Here is an 18,168-nt window from a genome sequence, read left to right as displayed (position 1 = left end):
TTCCACGCCTATCCGGGGCCTCTGAAGTTGCTTGATTGCGCTCGAAGCGCAGTCGTTAGACGACAGGCACCAGCCGCACGTTGACGGTGGCGCTCGGATTGCCGACTGCGGCGACGGCATAGCCCAGCTTGGTGTTGCCGCTGGCGGTGGTGGTGACGAGTTTGTTCGCCGCGTCCCAATAGACAGTAGCGCCGAGCGTGACAGCGAGCGCCGCGACCTTGGGTAGGGTGAATACGCCCGTCACGTCGACGTCGACATCTGCGCCGCTGGCAGCGCCACCGGCGGCAACGCCGATGATCGAGCCGGCAATCACGATCTCACCGGAAACGACGGCGGCAGGGGCAGGGAAGGTGAGGGTTTCGCCCCTCTGGACATAGTTCTTCATCGGTCGAGTCCTTTCGACGTTTGGAATCGGATGATTGAGGAGGGGCCGCCGATGCGATGCTCTAGAGCAGCTTCGAGCGACTTGATGTAGCGGACAAGCATGTTTGCGTTCGCCGCTGTGTAACGGATGCTCGAACCGTCGCTGTCGCGAACCTCGACGGCACTCTCACCGATCTGAAGTCGGTGATAGGCAGTCCGGGCTTCTGCAAGAAGTTCATCAGTGGTCTGCATCACTCACCCGGATTCCGAACAGCACCGCGCCAGTCGACGGCACCGGCGCCGAAGTCGAGCACCACGCGATATTCGGTCGAGAGAACGTCCCAACCCTCGCGGCTCGCCATCTGCGGACCCGGCGCGCTCGACAGGTAGGAGTATTCCAGCACGGGGGCCGTCGCCGGATCGCCGAAGATGTACCAGGCATCATCGGTGATGCGCGGCTCCACCAGCAGCGTCAGCTTGCCGGCGAAGGGATTCACGTCGGCAACCGTGGTGGCGGTGATCGCGGCGAGCACCTGTTCGGCGACGGTCTCCAGTTCGGGACCGACCACGAGATAGCGCGGCGTCACGGTGATCACCGTCTTTCCGTCGAGCCCCTTCATGGTGCGCAGCGCGAGCCGCGCCCCGCTGAGCGAGTCCACGTCGAGCGCGGCACCCGTGAGCAGGTTGCCGTGATCAGCATGGAAGAGGCGCTTGGAGTCTTCGTTCATGACGGGACCGGCGCCGCTCGCCTGCGACAGCAGGGACCAGAGCACACCCGCCTCAGTCGCAGCAGCAGCCTGCCCGGCCGCACGGGACCAATCTGCGAAGGCGTTCAAATCGTCGTTGATCAGCGCCTTGCGGGTGATCGAGAACATGCCCGCATAGGTGTCGAGCACATAGGACTCGGCCGCTTCCGAACGGGAGACGGCTTTCACCTCGCCCGACTCCGTCACCTTGGACAGGGCGGACAGCTCGCCGAGCTTCAGCGTCGAGCCGGGACGGAAGTCCGCCCGCGAGCCCTGCCGCGCAACCTGCCTCAGCGGGGACGCGGCGGCGGTGTAGGACGCCAGCAGCGTGCGGGCGCCGACTCCCTGCAGGAGGTGCGGGAAGTCCGACGTGGTGTGCGCCGCACGGAACAGCGCATCCGGGTTCATGCCGCGCGTCGAGACGCCGCGAGCGTGAAGGCATTCCGTTGCCAGGTCGCGCAGGCTGGCGCCGATGAACGGGCGGCCGGCTTCGCTGGGAGCGGTGCCGTTCACGCGCGCGTCGAGAGCATCGCCCATGGCGCGGAGCTGCACGCCCGGATCGGGCTGCGAGACGGTCGCGCGGATGGTGCGAGTGCCTTCGGAACGGCGGATCATCTCGGCACGCGCGGCGGCGCGGGCTCCCTCGATCGTCGCGCCGGTCGAAATCTGCCCTTCGGCAAACGACGGCGGCAGGTCCGCAAGCTCGCCGATGCTGCGGATGCGTGCCTGATCGGCTTCCGGCATTTCGGGCACCAGCGGCGCCCGGTCTTCAATTTCTTCGATATCGGGCATAGCGCCACTCCTGACTCGGGCAGCCCGATCAGCCGGGACTGCGACTAGGGAAACTTCAAAGATTGCAGGGGTTACGGTGCGCACGCGCTCACCGTTCACGACGGACTCGGTGCGGCCGGCTTCGGTGTAACCAATGGACAGGCTCAACAGCCCATCCTTGGCGCGCTGCACCAGCGGGCGGGCATCATCGGCTTGGCTCATGCGCACCGTGACGATCAGCGAGTCGCCTTCGATGCGGGCGCGCTGCACGATGCCGACAACATCGCGACCGGAGGCGCGGCGGTGATTGTCGAGCACGGGCAGATCGACCAAGGCGGCGGTATCCACGCTCGCGACGTCAAGCACTTCGACATAGGTGCTGCGCCCATCACGACGGCGAACCCCGGCGGTGCTGGTGGCGGCAACAGCCTCGAAAGTCATGGTCTCGTCGGACCAGCTCGACGGGCGGGCGGACGCTGCACGGTATCGTTCCGTGCGAGCCTCCAACGGGCGATCAACTATGGCGCCGGGTTCAATGCTGACGTCATCCCGCTGGCGACGCACAGCCGGCTTCAGGGATCGTCCGCGCGCATTCGGTTCGGCTCTCATTCGTCGACTCCGCTTCGAGTGGGAGTTTCGGGCTTCTGCGATGGCGGGGAGGCGCCGAAGGTCAGCCCAAGGCGCTTTTCCCGCGCACGGTCGGCGGCAATCTCGGCGTCAAGCTGTTCGGCGTTCCAGCCACGCGCCGCGACCTTCTGGCGACGGCTGGCAAGGCCGGCATTCAGTTCGGCCAAATCGGCTTCAACGTCTTTCTGAGGATCAACCTGCAACGGCTTGGGCATGATCCATTCGACGCGCGCCGATGCGTCGGCGTCACCTTCGGTCGCCAGCCAGCGGCGCCACACGGGCGCGAGAAGCTGCGGCACCAAGCAGTGATACTGGAAAGCTTCGATCCGGCGGCGGAACGGCAGAAGGCCGGCGCGCAGGCTGGAATAGTTGGCGCCAGTCAGATCGCCGTCGACCATGAAGGCGGGCAAGCCCATCCCTGCGGCGAGTTGGCGTATCTGCACCTTCAGCAGTTCGGCGACGGCTTGGGATTGCTGCGGCGTGGCGAAGGTGACGGACTGGCCACCTTTCAGGCGGATCAGGGTGCCAGGTTCCAGCGAGGGCTGGGCTTCACCGCCGAACGGGTCTTCGCCGCTAGACAAGTCGTTCTGGTCGGTGACGACACCACAGAACATCGCCGCGACACTGGCGCCCATGAGCAGCGCGTCGCTGAGCTTGTCGAGTTCGCCAGCCGACAGAATGATGGGAGCGGTCCACGGCACCCCACGCACCTGTCCGGGAAACAATGGCCGGAAGATATGCTGCACGTCGGCAGCGTCGACGCGAACGGGCGGTGCCCAGGAAGCGAACGTATCGGTGAGCCGGGCAGGCGAGATGTGATAGGCGACACGGTTGCCGCTGGTGTCGAATTCGATGCCCTGCACAATCTGGGCACCGTTGCCAAGGTCGCGCGTCAAGCTACGGTCGACTTGCTCGACGTCGAGCACGCGAAGCGTGAGACCGGACTCGTCGTTGCTCAAGAGAACGAAGGACTCGCCGCGCACCACGACATCGGTGCAGATGATCGTCTGCAGCCCGTAGAAGTCGGTTCGGCCGTCCGCATCGGCATGATCGGACCAGGCGTCGAATTCTGCCACCAGGTCCGATGAAGGGCGGATGCCGCTGCCGACTGCTTCGCCGACGATGTTCCCGACCGCGTTGGCGATCAGAGGATTGTTCGCCGCGAGGTAAGCGGAACGTGCCGCAAGGGCCTGTCCCGCTGCGCCGACTTCGCTGTTCACCCGACCGAATGTGCCGGCGCCGAACGTTCGGCGTCCCTGCGACGCTCCGTCGAACTTCCGGGTGTGCTCAGGAGCAATCCACTGCGCCAGTTTGGCGCGAGCACGTTCAAGCATGAGCGGTCTCATGCTTACGAAACTGCCGCCAGAGGGGGAGCAGCAAGCGCGTCACCGGCACAGTCTGCACCATCTCGATGGGGCCAATTGTGTCGAGCGTGAAGCCCTCGGGATCGGGCTGCAGCAGGTCTGTGTGAAGGCTGCCGAGCGGCCTGTCGTCGCGAATCCAGTGTGGATAGCTGGCGCGTACCTCATCGGTCTCAGGATCGCGGATCCGGTCCACCGCCATGAGCCAAAACGGCGGGCTTGCCTCGCCAAGCGAGGCGACCACCATCGGCAGCGACCTGCCCACCGCGACGTTGAACTGGGCGAGGTCATCCGAGGCGATGCCACCGGCCTCGATAAGGGCAATTAGCAGTCGCGCGCGATAGCACTCAATTTCGGGAAAGAGCAGGGCTCCCCGCGGACCAAAATACGCGCTGGCCTGAGTCAGAAGGCCACGAGCGGCGAGGCCCTTGAACTGGTTATCCAGCTTCTTCAGGTTCCGACGCGCCTCGGCGCGGCTAATGACGTCACTGAATTCGCGCAGGGTAAAGCTGGCCATCAATCCGAGCCTCCATTATGGATCGGATGATATCAGATTGGAATTATCAATTCCATTAGAATTATCAATTCCAATCTGATACAAGGGTGATGCTGGCATCGAGTGATCGCGATGTTGGTTCAACTCCTTGAAACTTACGGGCGGTTGCCTCTGGCGCCGCCCGTCTCTTTAGGGTCAGAGGGATGACGCCGAACCAAGTTCGGAAAGCTCGCGAGGCGGTCGATGCGTTCCATCGTGCCGGGTATGACTTCACTCAGGCGGCAATATTGCTTGCGTACTGGATGAAAGCGAACAGAATAAAAATAACGACTTCCAATTTAGAGGCTTCGTTTGCGCATTTTATCGACTGAATGTCACAATTTAAATTGAATGTCACATTTAAATTGCAATTTTTGTGATTTGACGAAATACTCGAATATTGGTTGCATATGCGCATCGCCAGATATGGAGACGATGCGATGAATTATTCAGAACAATGTGAGGTTGGTCGGAAGGCTTTCGCCGCTCTCTTGCAGGAAATGCAGGCGGAGCAGAATCCCATCCTGTTTCTCAACGCTATCAAGAGAATGGTCGCGGATTCGCAAATAACCGGCATTGAAATCGGTTTTATCCAGGCTGCTGCCGAGCGTCTTGTGTCAGATTGCGCTGTGGGTGCGTAATCAGCCCGTACGCACCGGGGATGGAAGTCGCCCCGGCGCCGAACGTGGGGAGCGGTTCTGATTGGCTCCATCTCCCTCACGCCAACTCGCCGCATAATCGTTGCAGAGCTTAAGTATAATCGGCTGAAAATCTCTCTACGTAAGATATAAAATCTTGAACGTCGGATTCATTAAATTTGTCTGGTTGACCGTGTGCCGCATTGTTACGAATGTCGGCCAAGGCTGTAATTCGTTTTTGAACCAGTAGCGTATACAGGCCAGATTTAGCTAGATCGGCATTCATTCTGTCAAGTTTTCCTTCAGGTATACCTCTACTGGAGCATAGCTGTCGAAGTTTTGTTTCAAGAACGACACCCGCGACTACAGCCGCCGGAGTGAGATACCCGCTTTCCAAAAGCTCGCGAGCTTGATCTAACTCTGTACTAAAAACCTCTGCTTGAATTAGATTTTTCAAGGTAATTAAGTAACCTCCTTCAAAATCTTCCTTCGCAGCCGAAAATACAGCCCTTAATCTGAGGAATATATCATGATAATTACTAAACGAATCTGGTTTTTCTTCTTCAAGAAATTGAATATAATGTTCTGATTTTTGACCGCAAGCAATTGAAATCAAATTTCTAACCTTTACTCTCCAAGTCAACAGTCTATTTCCGTTGATGGCATATTTTGGTATGTATTCGCTTTGGTCTACTATCTTCGAGGCCTCAATATTATCCGCCTCTTTTTTCAATTCATTGAAGCGGTTAACTAGGATCGGATCCAACGGCACGCCATCCTCCTGCGACGAATCATTAGCTCAGAATCTCATGTGCCCGAGGTTGATTGCGTTCACTCACCGATTCAACCATGCTGACTTAATCACGTTTGGTAAACGCGGTGCGGGTGCTGCCGCGCTCGCCAATTCCTCGGTGCGCCGCTCTAGGTTCATGTGAAGCAACCCGCGCACCGCAATGGCGTACACGGTCGCGTCGAGACATTCCGCGCGCAGACCGGGCTTGCGCTCCCACAGGCGGTTCGGAACGCCACGCGTATAGCGCACCACAACGCGCTCGGAAGCTATTTCCTCGAAATAGCGTGGCTCAAGGTCGCGGCTGAATCGGATGCCCTGTGCGCGGCTGAGGCGTGCCAACAGCCGCGATTTTTCACCGTCCACGCCGACGATGAAAAGCCGGGAGCCTTTCGTCGCGCTCGCCGCGATTGCCGGCCGGTTCCCGCTCGCGCCCTTGATGGCGACCACGCGCCGGCCGAAGCGCGGCTGACAAAACGAAAGCACCCGATCCATGGTCGCGCCGTCACCGGCATCAACAGCCGCCGCGTCAACTCGCAGCGTGCCGCCGTTCGGGTGCTGCCATGTTGATTTCAACAGTTCATCGAGTTCGGCCCAGGTGGGGTCGTCTTCCGGCAAGCCCCAGATGACGGCATTGCCGAGAATGAAAAGCTCGTCCCGCCCGTGCCCGATGAAGACGATTTCCAGCCGGTCGCGCTGCACGTCGACACCCGCCGTCACGATCAGCACATCGGCCGGCATCGCCGCCAGGCCGAACGGCTCGACGCGCGAGGCGAGTGCAGACTCGTCGACTTCCTCGGCGGCTTCGCGCCAACCCTCGGCTAGGAGTGTGTTCGTCCAGGTCTGAAGCTGGTCGACGTTGCGCTTCGCGGTGAGGAATTCCCGCGCGATCTTGCCCCAACTGGCGTTGGCAAGGGTGCTGACAAGTACGTTGCAGCGAAAGCCGGCATGTCCCTTCAACTCGGGACGCATGGCGCGCCAACGGCCCTTGGCAACCATCTCGCCTTTCTGACGCTCTTCGACGATGCACCCATGCGCCTCGCAGATGAAATACGCGCGCTCGGGTTCGCCTTCCGGCCACTGGATATGCCGCCATAGGATTTGCTGAAACGCGCCGCACGACGGGCAGCACACCTCGAAAATGCGCTGATCCGACTCCCGATAGGCGCGCAGAACGTGGCTCGCTTCCTCATAGATGGGCGTCGAGCCCATGATGATCTTGCGATTGGGAAACGACAGCGTGCGCCGCTCGGCGAGCGTGATGGGCGAGCCCTCGGGACCGGACTCCATCGCGTCGGCTTCGTCGATCAGCAGAATCCGCACATTGTGACGCCGCAGATTGCGGGGCGACTTAGCTGCAACGATCTTGAGCGATCCACCCGGAAACTTGCGGGACAGAAGGGTTGAGCGACCGGTCTCATCAACATCGCCACTGAGGAGCCCGCGCAGTTCCGGTGAGGCATCGAAGATGGGCTCGATATCGCTTACAACATAGTCGCGACAGTCGGACTCGGTCGGCAGCAGCGCGAGGATGGGCGAGGGCTCGTTTGCGATGTAGCTGGCGACGGTCGACGTGATCAGGGTCGTAAGCCCAAGGCGGACAGGCTTCACCAACGTCACGCGTTCGATAGACGGATCGCCGATGGCTTCCGCTATTCCCCACTGTACAGGGCTGAGGCGCAGTGCGCCAGGTACCGCCGAGACTGAGGAGGGGAGGCGCACGTTCGCTTCGATCCACGTCGGCAAATCGAGCTTTGGCGGAGGGATCAAGGCGCGGCGTGCGGCGCGCTCGATATCAAGCAGGGTCGGCATTGCCCGCCTCTGTCAAAGCGAGCCGAATCTCGGCGTCTATCGCGGTGATATCGGTCGCCGAGAGGTTCATCCGTCCTGCAATCCGGCCGGGAACGGCCAGTATCGCCGCCCGCACGTCGGTCAGGATTTCTGCCCATTTGGCTTCCACGTCGGCGGCGGGCACCAGCTCGCCCAGCAAGACGGCATTCTTGGCTTCCTGCGCCTCCGCCTGCGCACTGGTGAGGCGAAGCCGCTCAGCCTTCAGAGCGTCGCCGCCCTGTGATGGGCGGCCCGCACGAGCGGCGGACTCGCGCAACCTCCGAATGTAGTTCTGAAGTGAAGCCTGCGTGTCGAAACGGCCGCGATCAGTTTTGATGAGCACACCGTCTTTCGCAAGCATCCGAACACGCTCTGCGGTTATGTCTAGGAGGCGCGCCATGCTCGACGTATCGAGAATAGCGGGAATGGCTGGAGGCCTATCATCGGCCAGGATGTCACTTAGATCGAATTCATCCATGTCGACAACTTATCACATGGCAATTCATATTTCAAAAATATTGTCAAGCGCGTTCTTTCGGGGGTCAGCGTCCCCGCGATGGGTCGGGGTAGGGAGGGACCCGTGCAGGGACAGGGCGTAACGGCGCTCCCGCCGCTTGTGACGGCGAACTGCGATAGGATCGAAGCAACGGATGGGATGAAGCAAGCTAGTGCTGGTGAGGTGCGGCACCCCAGCTATGAGGGCGAGGAACGTCTCTCGTTACGAATTGCGATACGTCCCAACTCACCCGACGCAACTCCAATTGGATTTAAATCTAATCCATGGATGGCAGCGACGGCGACATGGCGACACCCCTTAAGGGGTGTGTCGCTGTCTGTCGCCGGTCTCGCCTGTGCCCGTAGCGACATTTGGCGACATGTCGCCGCTTTGTCGCTGTCTGTCGCCCTGCCGAGCTGCGATAGGATCAAATCCATCATCTTCCCAATAGAAGCCGTTCTCGAAGCGGATTGAACCACGTTGGATCAGCTCACCCACGGCGCGGCGAAATGCTGTGATGCGAGACTTCCTATCCTCGGACGGCGACATTCTGCGACCGTCGATGCATGCCTGTCTCCACGTCGCCTCGGTCACAGGCTGCTCCATATCCCGCAGGATATGGAGCGCGGCTTGCGCTCCCCGCGGCAGAGCTTTTTCCTTTCGTGCGGGGGGGCCGACAAGCTCGCCGCAGCGTGGCCATGTCACAGCGTCCCCATCGTCATCCTGCCCGCCGTCTTCCGTCTCAATGCGGAAGGCTATGTCACGATCACAGGTGCCGTTGCGATTCTTGGTGAGGCGCCCCCGGATGATACCCTCTTCGTCGCGCTTCACCCACAACGCCATGTCGAGAGCACCATTCAGCAGGCTATGGCCTCGCGGCGTGGCACCTTCGGCCTTGGTGTCGTGATGGATCAGCAGCACGGCGGCGCCCCACTGAGTCAGCTTGCGTGCAACGGCGACGACGCGCCCCATGCCCTTGGCGTCGTTTTCTTCAAGGCCGGGGAACGCCATGGCAAGCGTGTCGATGACGATTAAGGCGGGACGATGCTCCCGCACCAGGTTCACCAAATCCGCCAGATCGGGCGAGCCGTCCGCGAGCAAGTCGCAAACCCCGTCAACCACTTTGAATTGCGGCGCGTCGTTATGTGCCATCTCCAGGGCTCTTACCCTGCCCAGCATGCCGTGCGCGTCCTCCGCAGCGACGTAGAAGGCGCCGCCCTGTCGGGTGCGCAGGCCGAAAGCCTCGCGCCCCTGTGCGACGGCGTAGGCGAGGTGAGGGGCGAGCAGCGACTTCCCGGCGCCCGGTTGACCGAAGATGCATCCGACATCGCGCGGGGCGAGCATGCCCTTGATGATGTAGCCTCGCGAGGGAGCGGACTTGCAGTCGGCAGGCGTGAGAAGCTTCAGCCGAGAGGCGAGGGGCTGCAGGTCCTCGAAATCATCGGCTCCCCATTCCGGCCGATCGCTCCAGCCGTAAGCGCTGGCGAGGTGAAAGAGCGTACCAAGGCCGATGCCGCCCCAGGCAGTGAAGCTTCTCCATTTGGAGGCCAGCTCACGGGGGCCCTTGTATTTGGTGCCGCCCTTGGACCAGGCATCCCAAACGTCGAGCCCCTCAGGGAGGCCGCCGCAAGCGCTATGGAGTGCCATCCCGATGTTGAACCAGTCGCAATAATCGACATCGGGCGGGATGGCTGAGAGGGCACCGCGCACCGTGTCCCAATCCGGAGATGGGGCAAGCAAGTCCGAAAGGTCGTGAGGATCGGATTTGGCGCGAACGGGAGGCGCTAAAGCGGGAGGGAAGGGTGGTAGTTTGTCCAAGGTGTTCGCTGTGCCATAGCGACACCCATCGGGCAGCAGCGTGCCGGGGGCGATGACATAGCCGCCTTCCGCTCGAATATCGACACCATCGGGTAGGTGACGGGCACTGCATGTCAGCCCGTTGCGGTGCTGAAAATAGAGGTGAAGCCCGCCCGATGGTGTCGTGACTGACACGGGCGATAGATCGGTCGGAACGAAACCAAGCGCGCGAATGGCGGCTATGCCGTCCTGCTCTGCCCGATGGCGGTCAAGGTCGAGCACGGCGAGGCCGCTCGGCTCACCAGTCGGCAACCCAACCAAGGCTTGCGGATGATCGCGCCACCAATGCCCAATGCGACTGACATCGGTCGAGGCATCGTGAAAACTGCGAGGGGTGAGGGGGCGCTTGTCAGGCCCGCAAGGAAAGACTGGCTTCCCTCCGGCCGCGAGACGCAGCGCGAGCGATCTATTGTCGAGTGAGACAATGCTGCCCGTCTCTGGCGCCAGCAGGTCAGTGAGATCATAATCTGACGCTTGCAGCGCATGGGCTGCTGAAGTATATTGACTGGGCAAGCGAGCATCCTTTCAAGGATCAGAGGGCATTCCGGAGCCACCCGGAGTGCCCTCATCTCGTTTTAGGGGCACCGCAAGTAATATACCTTGCAGATGCGCTTGCGACAAGCGTCTGTAATTTCACATAATTTTTGAAAATGCATTCTAGTCATCCTGTGACTATTTGCGTACGTCCCCATGCGTCTCCATTTTCACTTGGTGTGGCGCGTCACTCAAGCAGCTCGGTTAGGTCGTGCTTCATCCCCTCGCGCTCCGCGGCGTCGATATAATCACTGTACCACGCCATCATTTCCCGCCGCTCCTTGATGTATAGGGCGCGATTATAGGCGGCGCGAACCTCGTTCTGAGGTACATGGGCAAGTTGACGCTCAATAACGTCGGGGCGGAACAAACCGGATTCGTTGAGAATAGTGGAGGCGGTCGCGCGGAATCCGTGAATGGTCGCGCGGCTGTGATGGCCCATACGGTATAGGCTATATATTAAAGTATTTTCGGAGATTGGCTTGTATCCACGCTCGCCGGGCAGGACCCATTTCGAGCCGGCAGCAATCTCTTTGAGTTCAGCAAGAATGCCCTTCGCCTGTGTGGTGAGCGGCACCAGATGGTCGAGACCCATCTTCATGCGCGAGCCGGGAATGTTCCAGGTTTCGCCGTCGAACTCGTCCCATGTCGCAAACCGGATCTCGGCTGAACGCACAAAGGTGTGTGCCACCAGCTTCAATGCCAGTGCCGTTTGCCTGCCCGGATAGTGCGATAGGCGGGCGAGGAAGGTTGGCAGTTCCTTCGCGTTCAGCGCCGCGCGTCGCTTGGGCTCCGGCGCAGCCTTCAAAGCCGACGCCAAGCTGGTGGTCGGATCGAGGCTGCACCAGCCCTCCGCGATCGCATATTTGAAAACCGAACTGATTGCGAAGCGGACTCGCTTTGCCATTTCGATCGCGTTGCGTTCCTCGATCTTGCGGAGGGTGGCGAGCACCTCCTGTGGCGTGATCGCCTTCACATCCTTCTCGCCAAGATCGGGAATCGCGTCATCCCGCAGGCGAGCCCAAAGGCGAGTGCTGTAGGACGGTTCCCACCTTGCTTCGTTCGCTTTGAACCAAAGCTCGGTCACCTGCTTGAAGGGGTGCTCAACGGGCAGAGGGGTGGTTGCCTTTGACGGGTCGATGCCGGATGCCAACAAGGCTTTGAGGTCGGCTCGCTTCTGTCGTGCATCCGCTAGCGATGCCTCAGGGTATCGCCCGAAGGCCGCGAGTCGCTGTTTTCCGTCCCAACGATAAGCGCACCGCCATAGTTTGCTGCCGTTGGGGTTCACCTGAAGGAAAAGCCCGCCGCCGTCCGACAGCTTCTGAGTCTTCTCGGTTGGCTTAGTTCCCCTGCACTTTACGTCTGTCAGTGCCATTTCGTTGGTACCCCGAGTGTTGGTATGGCCGGAACCGTACCAACGTTCCGTACCAACACAAGGCGGGGATGCACTGGGATGCATGGGGGCGCACAAAGTGTTCTGTCGAGCTACGAGTTTGATTTAAAACGAATTTCTACGGTATCGCTGTTGGTACAGTCGGCGCCAAATCGAACGAAATCAAGGTGTTGGTGGGCCCGGCAGGACTTGAACCTGCAACCAGACCGTTATGAGCGGCCGGCTCTAACCATTGAGCTACAGGCCCGCCGCGGAGAGCAGGGCCGCTCCGGCGGAAGTGGCCGAACGCTAGCAAATACCCGCCGTCTCGCCAACACTTGGCACGTCACCCCGCCGGCATCGTCCACCGCCGTATTGCCGCCGCCATTGGAAGGTGGTTTGCATCGGCTGCCGCTGCGTCGGCGCGACACCATCCTGTTTCAGGGAATGCGCACTATGAAACTCGCCAAGGCCGCTCTTGCCGCCACCCTCGTCTCCGCCAGCCTGATCGGTGGCCTGTCGTCCCTCGCGGCACAGGAGGCCTCCAGCGCCCCCCGGCGGCCGACGCTCACCGTCACCGGCGAGGGCCGCGCCACCGCCATCCCCGACATGGCGCGCTTTTCCACCGGCGTGGTCAGCGATGGCAAGACGGCGCGCGAGGCGCTCGACGCCAACAGCATGGCGGTGGCCGAGATGATCGCTGCGCTCAAGGGGGCCGGAATCGAGGCGCGCGACATCGCTACCTCCGGCTTCTCGGTACAGCCGCAATATGCGCCGCCGAAGAAGGATTCCACCGAGCCGCCGCGTGTCACCGGCTACCAGGTGCAGAACACCGTGTCGGTGCGACTGCGTGACCTTGCGCGTCTCGGCGACCTGCTCGACAAGATGGTGACCTCCGGCGCCAACCAGATCGGCGGCATTGCCTTCGACATCGCCGAACCCGCCAAGCTGGAAGACAAGGCGCGGGTCGCTGCGGTGGAGGATGCCCGTCACCAGGCCGAACTGATCGCCCTGGCAAGCGGCGTACGGCTGGTGCGCATCGTCACCGTTACCGGCAATGGCGGCGTGCGTCCGATGGGGCGGGCCATGGCGGCGCCGATGCTGATGAAGGCCGATTCGGTGTCCGTCGAGGCCGGGGAGGCCGAGATCCAGGCCAGTGTCTCCGTGACCTACGAGATCGAGCCGCGCTGAGGCGCGGCGTCCGGCACCAGCAGTTCCAGCGCCTGCGGCACCACACGGTAGTGGAGCGGCAGGCGTTCGCGGGTCAGTTCGCCATCGGTCGAGACCCAGGTACGCTTGCGCCCGCCGCGGCTGATGACGATGTCGTGGCCGGAGAGGCTGACGATGCCGGGATTGCCGCGCCAGCTATCGGTCATCAGGTCGGCGCCTGCCTTCAATTTGGCAAGCGCCCCCCGATCCTCGACGATGTGCACTTCGAGCAGGTCCTCGTCGAGCCGCCCGCGGCGCCAGCCCGGCCCGGTGAAGCGGTTGACGGTGACCAGCGCCGAGAACGCCGCGAAGTGCCGGCTGTGCCCATCCACCTCGACGTCGATATGAATGCGGCCGGTGCGTCGAAGGGCGAGGAAGGCGGCGATCGGCACCGCGAAGAAGCGGCCAAGCCCCCAGCGACGCGCGGTTTCCCGCGCCCGCGCCATCTGGCTGAAGAAGCCGAAGCCGGAGATGGTGTGAAACCGCCGCCCGTTCAGCGTGCCCATGTCGACGCGTATCGACCGGGCGGTATCGAGCGCATCGAGCGCGGCGCCGATGTCGGTCGGCATGCCGATGTCGTGCGCCAGCAGGTTCATGGTGCCCAGCGGCAGGATACCGAGCGCCTTGCCGGAGTGTTCGTGGCAGCGCGCCGCCAGGCTGACGCTGCCGTCGCCGCCGCCGACGATCACCGTGTCGTGCGGGCCGCGCCCACTGGCGCGGATGGCGCGCACCAATGCCTCGCCGTTGAGCAGATACACCTCCACCTTGCGCCCGTCGCGAGCGAGCCGTTCGGCAACCTCCTGGCGCACGGCTTCGCCGTCGCGATTCTGCAGGGTGCCCGCCTTGGCGTTCAGCAGGACGAGAACGTGACGCATGATGTGGCTCGGCAATGAGGGCAAGAGTCGGGGAAGGGCGGGGGCAGGCGTATCAGCTTCGGACGGAGCGGCAACGGCGGCGAGGCGGATGGGTTCCACCGGTCGCGTTTGGCGCGCGATGGCGGGACGTATGAGGCTGCAATGTCGGAAAATTTGTTGCAAGTGCATGCTCGACGCGGATGAGGACGTCCGATTAGGCTGCCAGCATGGCAAGGCGGGGAGCGGCCGGCAATGACGCGGATCAGCGGACAATCCATGGTTCGGCTGCGGGCGGGGTTTCTGGTGCTCGCGGCGCTTGCCTATCTGTCCTTCGTCGTCGGGCGCTGGACGGCAACGCTGTTCTCATTGGGATTCCTGTGGGCGGCGGCGATCGGCATCGTTGTCGCGCTGCTGCTGGCGCTGGCGGCCAGCCGGCTCGACCGCGTCGCCTATCTGATCATCGCCGGTGTCGTGATGCTATTCGGTGCCTTCAGCGCCTATGATTTCGCCCGCGGCCCGATCGACTTCTCCCAGGGCACCGCGACGGTGCTGGCTTTGGTCGCCGCCCTTTTTCTGGGCGCCGCCTTCTGGGATTTCGCCAATCTGCTGCGCGAATTTCGCGCCTGGGCAGAGAGCCGGCACTGAGGCTTCGCGCTAGGACCAGCGGCCGAGCCATGCGCGGATTGCCCGCGACAGCCGGGGCCCCCTTGTTGCGGCGGTCGCTGCCCGGCCGCCGGCATCTGGTTGCATGGCCGCTTCCTGGACGAGCCTGTCGCGCTCCTCGATTATGCGTGCCTGCGCGAAGGTGCTCCTCGCTGCTTCCGGCTGCGCTTGACCGCCCACCCCCTCGGCGAGGGCGGAGGCGTAGGCGCGCAGGTCTTGCGCCGTGCCGCTCTCGCTGGCGCGCCGGAGCGCGTGTAGCGCCAGCTGCCCGATGGCCGGATCCGTGCTGGCGCGCAACCCCGCGCCGGCGAGCCGGCAGAACGCCGGCACCGCGCTCTCGATGCTGCGACCCATCCAGACGAGGCCTTCTTCGGTCCGGCCGCTGGCGAGCAGCAGGCGACCATAATCGAACTGGCCGCGATAGTCGCCGCCCTGGGCGCCGCGACGATACCAGCGCAGGGCTGCCTGAGGTCGTGCCGGCCGGTCCCAGCCATTCTCGAGGTAGCGGCCGATCATGGTGGCGGCCTTGGCATGCCCGGAACGGGCGGCACGGGCATAGAGAACGAGCGCCTGCCGGCGATCCAGCGGCGCACCATTGCCGGCCAGCAGCAGCCCGGCGAGATTGAACTGCGCCCAGGCATCGTTCATCTGCGCGGCCCGGCGATAGAATTCCACCGCCTGCGCCGGGTCGACGGGCGTGCCCCAGCCATGCTCATGGCAGCGCCCCACCATGTTGATGCCTTCGGCACTGCCGGCGGCGGCGGCGCTGCTGAACCAGCGCAGGCCGGCCTCGGCATCGCGCGCCGTGCCGGTGCCGTCGAGCAGCATCCGTCCCCAGGCGAGCTGGGCATTGATGAGACCGTTCAGCGCTCCGGCCTGCACCCAGCGGGCGGCGGCCTGCGGACCTTCGGCGATGCGGGCCTTCAGTTCGTCGGCACCCATGCGCTTCAGCGCCGCAAGGGAGATCCATTCATCGGCCATGCGCGATCACGATCCACAAATGAACCGCCATGTGTCGTTGGGGCAACAGTGGCGTTCAGGCGTTCAGATTGAGACGGAAATAGGGCATTGAATTATGTAATGGCAAGGAGTTGGACTTTGATTCAATTTTTAACAATTAAAAACAAGGATCGGTCTGGCATTACAGGCGGGATAGACTTTTGAATTCCTAAAAAACATAGAGTTTGAACTGAGTTAGACTCTTCCTTTATCGACTGATGTTGACGTGCTCACCAGGGGTTGGACGAATGACGAAGATGAAGACGCTAAGGCCATCGGTATCCGGTGCCGCCTTGACCACCGGTCTGGCGATGACGATGTCGGCGATGCCGTTGATGGATGCGCAGGCCCAGCAGGCCGCCTCCACTCCGAGCTCGACGGAAGAGCTGCCCACCGTCACCGTCGCGGGCGACAACGCACCGGCTAACGCGCTGGAGGCGACCACCGGCATATCGCGCATTCCGGGAACCATTCAGGACACCCCGCAGACGATTACCGTCATCTCGCAGGAGACGATGCAGCAGCAGGGCGTCACTACGCTCGAACAGGCGCTGCGCAACGTTCCCGGCGTCACCGCCTCGTCCGGCGAGGGCAATGGCGGCATGAACGGCGATCAGTTCCGCATCCGCGGCTTCCAGGCCAATGGCGACATCTATGTCGATGGTCTGCGCGACTTCGGCTCTTATACCCGCGACAGCTTCGCTTTTGAGTCTGTAGAAGTGTTCAAGGGTTCGTCGTCCGAGAATTTCGGTATGGGTACCACTGGTGGTGCGATCAATATCACCCAGAAGGAGGCCCATCTCGGCGACAAGTATGATTTCGAGGGGCAGATCGGCAATGGTCCGCTCTACCGCGTGGTGGGCGACGTCAACAAACAGATCGACGACACCACCGCCGTGCGTTTCGTTGGCATGTATACCGAGCAGGATCTGGTCGATCGCGACTACATGTACAAGGATCGCTACGGCTTCCTAGGTGCGGTCGGCTTCGGTCTCGGTACCGACCAGACGCTGCACCTGAACATCTTCTATCAGGATGGCGACGGCCAGACCGACATGGGCGTGCCGTTTGCCACCCGCAGCACCGGCGTTTCCCTGCCGGTGACGGAATATCCCGGCGTGTCGCGCTCCAACTACTATGGCAAGGAGACCGACAAGGATAATTACGACGTCACCATGTTCACCGCCAAGTATCGCAACGAGGTGAACGAGTGGCTGACCATCACTAACGACAGTCGGTTAGCTTATTACAACCGCTACTATACCCAGTCGGCGGCATCCTGTGCCGCCATCACCTGCGGCAACTTTGTTGTCAACGGCAATCCGAACGTGCCGTATACTCTCGGTGGCCCGGCGGGCTTCGATCAGGAGACTTATGGCGGCCAGAACATCACCACCGCCATCGCCGATTTCAACATCGGAGGGTTCCGAAATCAATTCGTAGCCGGCGTCGATCTCTTCTTCCAGAACGACGCCCGCAGCTATTTCACCAATGTTCCCTCCACGAAGACCGTCGGCACCGTCGCCGATCCGTCCTTCTATAATTCCAACAGCTTCTATGTTTACGACAGCGGCCTGAATCTGCGCCGCTCCCAGGCGACCAATTCGGCGATCTTTGCCTCGGATCGCTTCTGGTTCGTCGATACGGTCTCGCTGCTCGCCGCTGGTCGTTTCGACAACTACAACATCAACTACGAAACCTCGAGCACGGGTGGTAAGCGGCCCGCGCCTAATGTTCCCGGCTGGACGGACTACGATTCGCACTCCAGCTTCTTCAGCCCGAGCCTCTCGCTGATTTGGGAGCCGACCAAGGAGCAGACCTATTACGTTTCGTGGGGCAAGTCCTACACGCCGCCGGGTGGCAACGTCGCGGTTACCCCGAACCCGCTGAGCGCGACGTCGGCTCTTGAGCCGGAATCGAACGAGACCGCAGAGATCGGTGCCAAGTTCTCGCTGCTCGACGGAAAGCTCGGGCTAACGGGTGCCTTGTTCCGCACCATCAAGGGTAATGCGTATTACTTTAATGACGCGACGCAGCTGTTCGATCAGACGGGCGACAAGCAGCGCGTTCAGGGTGTCGAGCTTGGAGCGACCGGCAACCTGACCGACGCCTGGACGGTGCAGGCGGCCTACACCTATCTCGACAGTGAAATCACCTACTCGCCCACGGCATCGAACATCGGCAACGAGGTGAACTACGCGCCTCGCAACTCGGCCTCTATCTGGACGACCTACGATGTTGCCAAGCACTGGTTCACCCAGATCCCGGGTGAACTGCTGGTCGGCGGTGGCATCAGCTATACCGACGGTTACTACACTAACACCGCCAACACTTCCTGGGTTCCGGAGACCTTCTCGCTCGACGCGCTGGTTTCCTACAAGCAGGGCAACTACCGCTTCGCCGTCAACGGCTACAATCTGACGGACGAGCTCAACTACGTGGCGGGCTTCAACAATCGCGCCGTGGTCGGCACCGGCCGCGCCGTGGTGTTCACGGTGGGCGCGACTTTCTGAGCGACCTCCG

At 62.0% G+C, this 18,168-nt stretch carries 16 protein-coding genes and 1 tRNA gene; 4 read left to right on the top strand and 13 right to left on the bottom strand.

Features of this window, described 5'->3' with window-relative positions; all coding sequences use genetic code 11:
- Positions 1–55 precede the first annotated feature (55 nt).
- From KHC24_RS17140 to KHC24_RS17120, 5 genes are all read right to left on the bottom strand, one after another.
- Entirely contained in the window at positions 56–385 is a 330-nt protein-coding gene (locus tag KHC24_RS17140; protein WP_213364537.1) for a DUF2190 family protein, read from the bottom strand.
- Complete coding sequence (gpW, locus tag KHC24_RS17135; protein ID WP_246547227.1) at positions 382–615, bottom strand: gpW family head-tail joining protein; 234 nt, start codon at positions 613–615, stop codon at positions 382–384. Before gpW ends, KHC24_RS17140 begins: the two co-directional genes overlap by 4 nt.
- On the bottom strand, positions 615–2,321 hold the full coding sequence (locus KHC24_RS17130) for a prohead protease/major capsid protein fusion protein (RefSeq protein ID WP_213364535.1): 1,707 nt from the start codon (positions 2,319–2,321) through the stop codon (positions 615–617). The genes gpW and KHC24_RS17130 overlap by 1 nt, the downstream gene beginning before the upstream one ends.
- A gap of 164 nt (positions 2,322–2,485) precedes the next feature.
- Entirely contained in the window at positions 2,486–3,841 is a 1,356-nt protein-coding gene (locus KHC24_RS17125; protein ID WP_213364534.1) for a phage portal protein, read from the bottom strand.
- Positions 3,834–4,385, bottom strand: a complete 552-nt coding sequence (locus KHC24_RS17120) for a hypothetical protein (protein ID WP_213364533.1) — start codon at positions 4,383–4,385, stop codon at positions 3,834–3,836. The genes KHC24_RS17125 and KHC24_RS17120 overlap by 8 nt, the downstream gene beginning before the upstream one ends.
- A gap of 458 nt (positions 4,386–4,843) precedes the next feature.
- Between KHC24_RS17120 and KHC24_RS17115 the strand changes: the two genes are divergently transcribed.
- Positions 4,844–5,044: a hypothetical protein gene (locus KHC24_RS17115; protein WP_213364532.1), complete on the top strand. Its 201-nt coding sequence runs from the start codon at positions 4,844–4,846 to the stop codon at positions 5,042–5,044.
- Between the two features lie 109 nt (positions 5,045–5,153).
- Here KHC24_RS17115 and KHC24_RS25135 read toward each other — a convergent pair whose 3' ends face one another.
- The 6 genes from KHC24_RS25135 to KHC24_RS17085 form a co-directional block, all read right to left on the bottom strand.
- Positions 5,154–5,813, bottom strand: coding sequence for a DUF4145 domain-containing protein (locus tag KHC24_RS25135; RefSeq protein ID WP_271180600.1), 660 nt, complete (start codon positions 5,811–5,813; stop codon positions 5,154–5,156).
- Between the two features lie 63 nt (positions 5,814–5,876).
- The gene (locus tag KHC24_RS17105; RefSeq protein ID WP_213364531.1) at positions 5,877–7,643 is read right to left on the bottom strand and encodes a phage terminase large subunit family protein; all 1,767 of its coding nucleotides are present in this window, start codon (positions 7,641–7,643) and stop codon (positions 5,877–5,879) included.
- Positions 7,627–8,139 carry a hypothetical protein gene (locus tag KHC24_RS17100; protein WP_213364530.1) on the bottom strand — a complete coding sequence of 171 codons (513 nt, stop codon included), beginning with the start codon at positions 8,137–8,139 and terminating at the stop codon, positions 7,627–7,629. Before KHC24_RS17100 ends, KHC24_RS17105 begins: the two co-directional genes overlap by 17 nt.
- Before the next feature lie 336 nt (positions 8,140–8,475).
- A complete protein-coding gene (locus KHC24_RS17095) occupies positions 8,476–10,527 on the bottom strand; it encodes a bifunctional DNA primase/polymerase (RefSeq protein WP_213364529.1) in 2,052 nt (683 codons plus the stop codon).
- Between the two features lie 208 nt (positions 10,528–10,735).
- Positions 10,736–11,923, bottom strand: coding sequence for a tyrosine-type recombinase/integrase (locus tag KHC24_RS17090; RefSeq protein ID WP_213364528.1), 1,188 nt, complete (start codon positions 11,921–11,923; stop codon positions 10,736–10,738).
- Positions 11,924–12,112: 189 nt separating this feature from the next.
- A tRNA-Ile gene (locus KHC24_RS17085) sits at positions 12,113–12,188 on the bottom strand.
- A gap of 188 nt (positions 12,189–12,376) precedes the next feature.
- Here KHC24_RS17085 and KHC24_RS17080 point away from each other — a divergent pair.
- Complete coding sequence (locus tag KHC24_RS17080; RefSeq protein ID WP_213364527.1) at positions 12,377–13,111, top strand: SIMPL domain-containing protein; 735 nt, start codon at positions 12,377–12,379, stop codon at positions 13,109–13,111.
- Here KHC24_RS17080 and KHC24_RS17075 read toward each other — a convergent pair.
- Complete coding sequence (locus tag KHC24_RS17075; RefSeq protein ID WP_213364526.1) at positions 13,090–14,004, bottom strand: diacylglycerol/lipid kinase family protein; 915 nt, start codon at positions 14,002–14,004, stop codon at positions 13,090–13,092. The genes KHC24_RS17080 and KHC24_RS17075 overlap by 22 nt on opposite strands.
- A gap of 231 nt (positions 14,005–14,235) precedes the next feature.
- On the opposite strand from KHC24_RS17075, the gene KHC24_RS17070 reads away from it, so the two are divergent.
- On the top strand, positions 14,236–14,628 hold the full coding sequence (locus KHC24_RS17070; protein ID WP_213364525.1) for a hypothetical protein: 393 nt from the start codon (positions 14,236–14,238) through the stop codon (positions 14,626–14,628).
- Positions 14,629–14,637: 9 nt separating this feature from the next.
- Here KHC24_RS17070 and KHC24_RS17065 read toward each other — a convergent pair whose 3' ends face one another.
- Positions 14,638–15,627, bottom strand: coding sequence for a tetratricopeptide repeat protein (locus KHC24_RS17065; RefSeq protein ID WP_213364524.1), 990 nt, complete (start codon positions 15,625–15,627; stop codon positions 14,638–14,640).
- A 266-nt stretch (positions 15,628–15,893) separates the two neighbouring features.
- Here KHC24_RS17065 and KHC24_RS17060 point away from each other — a divergent pair, with 266 nt between their 5' ends.
- Complete coding sequence (locus KHC24_RS17060; RefSeq protein WP_246547089.1) at positions 15,894–18,158, top strand: TonB-dependent receptor; 2,265 nt, start codon at positions 15,894–15,896, stop codon at positions 18,156–18,158.
- Positions 18,159–18,168 lie beyond the last annotated feature (10 nt).

It is taken from the genome of Ancylobacter defluvii, from assembly GCF_018390605.1.
In the GTDB taxonomy this organism is placed as follows: domain Bacteria; phylum Pseudomonadota; class Alphaproteobacteria; order Rhizobiales; family Xanthobacteraceae; genus Ancylobacter; species Ancylobacter defluvii.
The sequence above is the reverse complement of the archived record's forward strand: the minus strand, read 5'-3'. Positions and strand labels throughout refer to the sequence as shown.

What these genes read in the sequence shown, in the direction of transcription:
- KHC24_RS17125 (WP_213364534.1), bottom strand. Translation starts at nt 3,841, where the DNA reads ATGCTTGAACGTGCTCGCGCCAAACTGGCGCAGTGGATTGCTCCTGAG.
- KHC24_RS17065 (WP_213364524.1), bottom strand. Translation starts at nt 15,627, where the DNA reads ATGGCCGATGAATGGATCTCCCTTGCGGCGCTGAAGCGCATGGGTGCC.
- KHC24_RS17105 (WP_213364531.1), bottom strand. Translation starts at nt 7,643, where the DNA reads ATGCCGACCCTGCTTGATATCGAGCGCGCCGCACGCCGCGCCTTGATC.
- KHC24_RS17060 (WP_246547089.1), top strand. Translation starts at nt 15,894, where the DNA reads ATGACGAAGATGAAGACGCTAAGGCCATCGGTATCCGGTGCCGCCTTG.
- KHC24_RS17090 (WP_213364528.1), bottom strand. Translation starts at nt 11,923, where the DNA reads ATGGCACTGACAGACGTAAAGTGCAGGGGAACTAAGCCAACCGAGAAG.
- KHC24_RS17115 (WP_213364532.1), top strand. Translation starts at nt 4,844, where the DNA reads ATGAATTATTCAGAACAATGTGAGGTTGGTCGGAAGGCTTTCGCCGCT.
- KHC24_RS17120 (WP_213364533.1), bottom strand. Translation starts at nt 4,385, where the DNA reads ATGGCCAGCTTTACCCTGCGCGAATTCAGTGACGTCATTAGCCGCGCC.
- KHC24_RS17140 (WP_213364537.1), bottom strand. Translation starts at nt 385, where the DNA reads ATGAAGAACTATGTCCAGAGGGGCGAAACCCTCACCTTCCCTGCCCCT.
- KHC24_RS17070 (WP_213364525.1), top strand. Translation starts at nt 14,236, where the DNA reads ATGACGCGGATCAGCGGACAATCCATGGTTCGGCTGCGGGCGGGGTTT.
- KHC24_RS17080 (WP_213364527.1), top strand. Translation starts at nt 12,377, where the DNA reads ATGAAACTCGCCAAGGCCGCTCTTGCCGCCACCCTCGTCTCCGCCAGC.
- KHC24_RS17075 (WP_213364526.1), bottom strand. Translation starts at nt 14,004, where the DNA reads ATGCGTCACGTTCTCGTCCTGCTGAACGCCAAGGCGGGCACCCTGCAG.
- KHC24_RS17100 (WP_213364530.1), bottom strand. Translation starts at nt 8,139, where the DNA reads ATGGATGAATTCGATCTAAGTGACATCCTGGCCGATGATAGGCCTCCA.
- KHC24_RS17130 (WP_213364535.1), bottom strand. Translation starts at nt 2,321, where the DNA reads ATGACTTTCGAGGCTGTTGCCGCCACCAGCACCGCCGGGGTTCGCCGT.
- gpW (WP_246547227.1), bottom strand. Translation starts at nt 615, where the DNA reads ATGCAGACCACTGATGAACTTCTTGCAGAAGCCCGGACTGCCTATCAC.